The sequence below is a fragment of the Microcystis sp. LE19-10.1B genome (assembly GCF_027530565.1).
Lineage (GTDB): Bacteria > Cyanobacteriota > Cyanobacteriia > Cyanobacteriales > Microcystaceae > Microcystis > Microcystis aeruginosa.
On the sequence record NZ_JAPZQM010000288.1, the window covers coordinates 1 to 1,168 of the forward strand.

General features: G+C 40.7%; 2 protein-coding genes. Both read right to left on the reverse strand.

Going from position 1 to position 1,168, the window contains the following annotated elements; translation table 11 throughout:
- Positions 1 to 305: 305 nt before the first annotated feature.
- Entirely contained in the window at positions 306 to 506 is a 201-nt protein-coding gene (locus O9332_RS10300; RefSeq protein WP_223213113.1) for a hypothetical protein, read from the reverse strand.
- The gene (locus O9332_RS10305) at positions 409 to 927 is read right to left on the reverse strand and encodes a GIY-YIG nuclease family protein (RefSeq protein WP_002764180.1); all 519 of its coding nucleotides are present in this window, start codon (positions 925 to 927) and stop codon (positions 409 to 411) included. The genes O9332_RS10300 and O9332_RS10305 overlap by 98 nt, the downstream gene beginning before the upstream one ends.
- Positions 928 to 1,168 lie beyond the last annotated feature (241 nt).

Consider the following 1,168-nt stretch of genomic DNA (forward strand, 5'->3'; position numbering starts at 1 on the left):
TCAATCCTTATCTGGCAAGAGATTTAATTGATTAGTTCGCTCCAGATCGCAAACAATTGACAAAAATTGCGGCAATGTCTGTCTCTATAAAGGTTTCATTCCTTATAACCCCGTCCATTGCATAAGACAAACCGAAGAACCAAAATTGCTCCTCCCAAAAACCATCGCCCCTCCCCATCATCAAAAAATGATCGCACTACAAGATCAGCTACAAGCTCTGCGATCGCATTAATAAAAATCCAAAAAATCAGATAATTACGGTGAATAACAATCAATTTAGTGCGTTACTACAAGAGCGATCGCACTTATTGACCTCGCCCTGGCTTACAGTCGGCAAAACTTAATGCCTCTGTGTCTAGAAAACTGGCGATCGCCATCTCAAGGATTGCTTCAACGGGATAATCAATTTCAGTAGCGCGAGCAATCAGGGCATCCTGAATCCAGTCTGGTAAGCACTTTAAAATATTTTCCGCATCCGCAGACGAGATTTGCTCCGAAAGTTTCACTTGCATGGGTTAGGACTCCAGTATGAATTTGAACATTATACGGTGGCTCAGTTGCCCTTAAAATGATCGCCTCTAGTTCTAATAGTAGCGCAGGGTTTTTTGAGTAAGGTATTGTCTGCACCGCAATTCGTACATCTTCACTTGTATATTGATCGAGCCAAGCCCACAAAAAAGCTTTGTGTCCACCTTTAAAACGACCTCGTAAGCTTTTGGTTTTACCAATGTAAAGCAATCCCTGATATCTATGTCTGACTGCGTAAATACCAGGAAGATCGGGAATTTCGCTAAAATCACGGCTCAAGGGTTGACATTGCTCAAAGGGAGTAAACGCAATTGCATCTAAGACGTTTCTTGCTTGGTTCTGTATTTCAGAGTTGTTCGTTGGCACGGAAGGCAGATTATCGATTATCGAACTCATCATGCCACAGAAAAAGGCACATTACACTTTTGTTAATGTACCCCAGAGAATCAGCGATCGCACTTTCAAAAGCAAAAATGAACACAGTTTTAAAGTGTAATCGACAAGATGACGGCGATCACAATAATTTTATTTTCTTAGCCAATTGATTAAAAGATTTTTAATGCGTATTAGTCTTTCTGGTGAGATAGTTCCTAAACGTGCATTGATTACAGATGATTCGACACTTGTTAATCGTCCTAGC